Here is a 3,356-nt window from a genome sequence, read left to right on the forward strand (position 1 = left end):
GTGGCGGGGGAGATCGAGGTGGAGGGCGACGTCGTCGATGTGCTGGACGCCGTGGCGGATTTCGGGCTGGGAATCCGGCGGCGGCGCCGGTTGCGGTGGCGGGAGCGCGCGCAGGTCATCGTCACGGCCCTGAAGGTCGGAGCCATCGGGCGTCGTCCGAGCCCGCCGCCGGAGGAGTTCCGGGTGGCGGGCCGGATACATTCGCGCTCGCGCGACAAGGCGGCGGTGAGCAGCCACTATGACGTCGGAAACGATTTCTACCGGGATGTGCTCGGGCCGTCGATGGTGTATTCCTGTGCCTATTGGTCCGAGGACCCCGATTACACGCTGGAGCGGGCGCAGGCGGCGAAACTCGATCTGATCTGCCGCAAGCTCGGGTTGCACGAGGGGATGCGGGTGCTCGACGTGGGGTGCGGATGGGGGTCGTTCGCCATCCACGCCGCGCGCGAGTACGGCGTGCGTGTTCTGGGCATCACGCTGTCCAATGAACAAGCCGAGCTGGCCCGCCGGCGGGTGGCCGATGCCGGCCTGACCGAGCGGGTGGAGATCCGGGAACAGGACTGGCGTGAGCTTCCGGATCGGGATTTCGATGCGATCTCCAGTATCGGCATGGCCGAACACGTCGGACTCCAGGAGTATTCGCATTACGCGCGGTCGCTGTACGGGATGCTTCGGCCGGGCGGGCGGCTGCTCAACCACCAGATCGCCGGGCAACCGAGCGCCCCGCGCGGCGGGCGGCGAAACTTCCGGGACGCCTTCGTCTTCCCCGACGGCGACCTGCTGCCGATCGCGACGGTGACCGGGGCGCTCGAGGAGGCCGGATTCGAGGTGCGGGACGTGCACTTCCTGCGCGAGCACTATGCCCGCACGCTGCGCGCCTGGCTGCACAATCTGGCCGAGCACAGGGAACAGTGTGTTCGGTGCACATCTGAAGGGCGCGTACGGGTCTGGGAGGTATACATGGCCGTCTCGGCTATCGGCTTCGAGCGAAATGTACTGCGCGTGAACCAAACTCTGGCCGTGCGCCCGGATGAGCAGGGCCACAGCGGAATTCCGCTGGTCCGTGAGCAGTGGCTCACCGCCGTGCACAATAACTGACGATCGCCGGTGCGACCCCGGTCGCCGGGGTCGCATTGTGCGGTATGACGAGCTGGGCATACTGGTGCCGTCGTGACTTTGCCCGGGGTTCACCGAGAGCGTTTCGGGACAGCCGATCGGGAGAAGATATATCCTGGACCGGGTCTCGGGGGATAGCAGGCGCTCGCAGGTTAGGTATGTAAACCCTTCGTTTGCAATGGTTTACCTCATTTCGGCTAGCCTTCCATTGCTGGTGAGGTGCCCGAAGAGTCGTTAATGTTGGACTCGTGCTGAGTGATGAGGCAGTACTCGAGAGTGTTACGCCGGAGCCGGAACTCCATTCGGAGACCCATGCCCCCGGTCTGGCGGCGCGTCTGAATTGGTTGCGGGCCGGGGTGCTGGGGGCCAATGACGGAATTGTCTCGGTGGCGGGAATTGTCGTCGGTGTGGCGGCGGCCACATCGACGCGCACCACGATTCTCACCGCGGGAATCGCGGGCCTGGCCGCGGGTGCGGTCTCGATGGCCCTCGGCGAGTACGTGTCGGTGAGCACCCAGCGCGACAGCGAGCGCGCGGTCCTCGAGGTGGAGCGTCGCGAGCTGGCCGAACAGCCGGAGGAAGAACTGGCCGAGCTGGCCGCGATCTACGAGGGCAAGGGCCTGTCGCCGGCGACAGCCTGGCAGGTGGCCGAGGAGCTCACCGAGAACGACGCCTTCACCGCGCATGCCGAGGCGGAACTGGGCATCGACCCCACCGATCTGACCAATCCGCGGCACGCGGCCTTCTCTTCGGCGCTGTCGTTCACCGTCGGCGCGCTGCTGCCGCTGCTGGCGATCATCACCCCGGTCGCGATCCGGATACCGGTGACGGTGATCGCGGTGCTGCTCGCGCTGGCGTTCACCGGTGCGGTCGGCGCGAAACTGGGCCAGGCGCCGGTGCTGCGGGCGACCGTGCGAGTGCTGCTCGGCGGCGCCCTGGCCATGGCGGTGACCTACGGGATCGGCCATCTGGTCGGCCTGGCGATATAGAGACCCTGCTCGCTCGCCGAGAAGAGTTCGGCCCGGGGTGGTTCGATGATCGGCTGACATCACGCCTCGGTGTGCACCAATTCTCGCTTGCGCGCCTCGCGTGCCAGCGCACGGTCCCGCTGTTCCTCGAATCGCACGCAGTCGGCTTGCAGCTTGTCCAGGAATTCGCCGAGCTCATTGCGCAGTCGATCCCCGCGAGAGCTGAAGTCGTTGCGCTCGAACACGTTCCACTTCCGCAGCACCGGCATCACCACCTCCTCGAGGTGCTGGCGCAGATCGTAGACGCCGTGCTTGGCCATCAGCACGCCGTTGCGCCGGAAGTCCGGCATTCCCCAGCCGGGCATCTGGAAAATCCGGATGATCTCGGAAATCGCCTCGAGTGTCTGGTCGGGCGCCATCTCCAGCGCCGCGCCGCACAGATTGCGGTAGAAGATCATGTGCAGGTTCTCGTCCAGGGCTATGCGCTGCAGCATGCGGTCGGCGATCGGGTCGTTGCACACCCGGCCGGTATTGCGATGGGAGACACGGGTCGCCAATTCCTGAAATGTGACATATGCGACCGAGTGCAGGAATCCGCGATCGGTCACCAACCCGATATCCCCGCCGCCGTCGCGGATCAGCTTGACCGGGTTGTACCCCTGGGTCATATGGATCATTCGGGCCCGCTCCAGGGCGACCGGATCCACCGCCCTGGTCACCACCAGATAGTCGCGGATGGCGATTCCGTGCCTGTTCTCCTCGGCGGTCCAGCGGCCCACCCACGTGCCCCACGCGCCGTCCTGGGAGAAATTCTCGGCGATCTCGCGGTGATACGAGGGCAGATTGTCCTCGGTGAGCAGATTCGTGATCATCGCCGCGCGTGCCACCTCGCTCAAACCGGACTGTTCCAGATCCCAGTCCTGTCCGCCCATCGCGGCGAAGTTGCGGCCGTTGTCCCAGGGCACATAGTCGTGCGGATGCCAGTCCTTGGCCATCGACAGATGCCGATCGACATTCTGCGCGGCGACGGGTTCCAGCTCCATGAGCAGTTCGAGCTGTGTCAGGTTCCTGACCACGATGAGAAGCCCTTCCTCGAACGTCGGATCGGCGTGAAGAGACGGTGCGCGAAGAAAGCGGTACAGTGCAATTGCGACCGAATTGCTGCGTGTCCTGCGGCAACTCCGGTCGGCTCCGCCCCCGATAATGTAGTCCGACCCAGCCGGGCGCGGGTGGGAGGGAGGGCGCGTTGCGTTAAATAGGACCGTACTCCTG

3 protein-coding genes are annotated in these 3,356 nt (G+C 65.7%); 2 read left to right on the top strand and 1 reads right to left on the bottom strand.

The window, feature by feature from the left end; all coding sequences use genetic code 11:
• Both JZ791_RS43695 and JZ791_RS43700 read left to right on the top strand, forming a co-directional pair.
• The coding region (locus JZ791_RS43695; protein WP_216903802.1) for a class I SAM-dependent methyltransferase at positions 1–1,098 on the top strand (1,098 nt) is incomplete at its 5' end.
• A 266-nt stretch (positions 1,099–1,364) separates the two neighbouring features.
• On the top strand, positions 1,365–2,105 hold the full coding sequence (locus tag JZ791_RS43700) for a VIT1/CCC1 transporter family protein (protein ID WP_438804644.1): 741 nt from the start codon (positions 1,365–1,367) through the stop codon (positions 2,103–2,105).
• Positions 2,106–2,164: 59 nt separating this feature from the next.
• Here JZ791_RS43700 and JZ791_RS43705 read toward each other — a convergent pair whose 3' ends face one another.
• Entirely contained in the window at positions 2,165–3,160 is a 996-nt protein-coding gene (locus JZ791_RS43705; RefSeq protein WP_216903804.1) for an acyl-ACP desaturase, read from the bottom strand.
• Positions 3,161–3,356 lie beyond the last annotated feature (196 nt).

This window comes from Nocardia alni, from assembly GCF_019038435.1.
Taxonomy (GTDB): domain Bacteria; phylum Actinomycetota; class Actinomycetes; order Mycobacteriales; family Mycobacteriaceae; genus Nocardia; species Nocardia alni.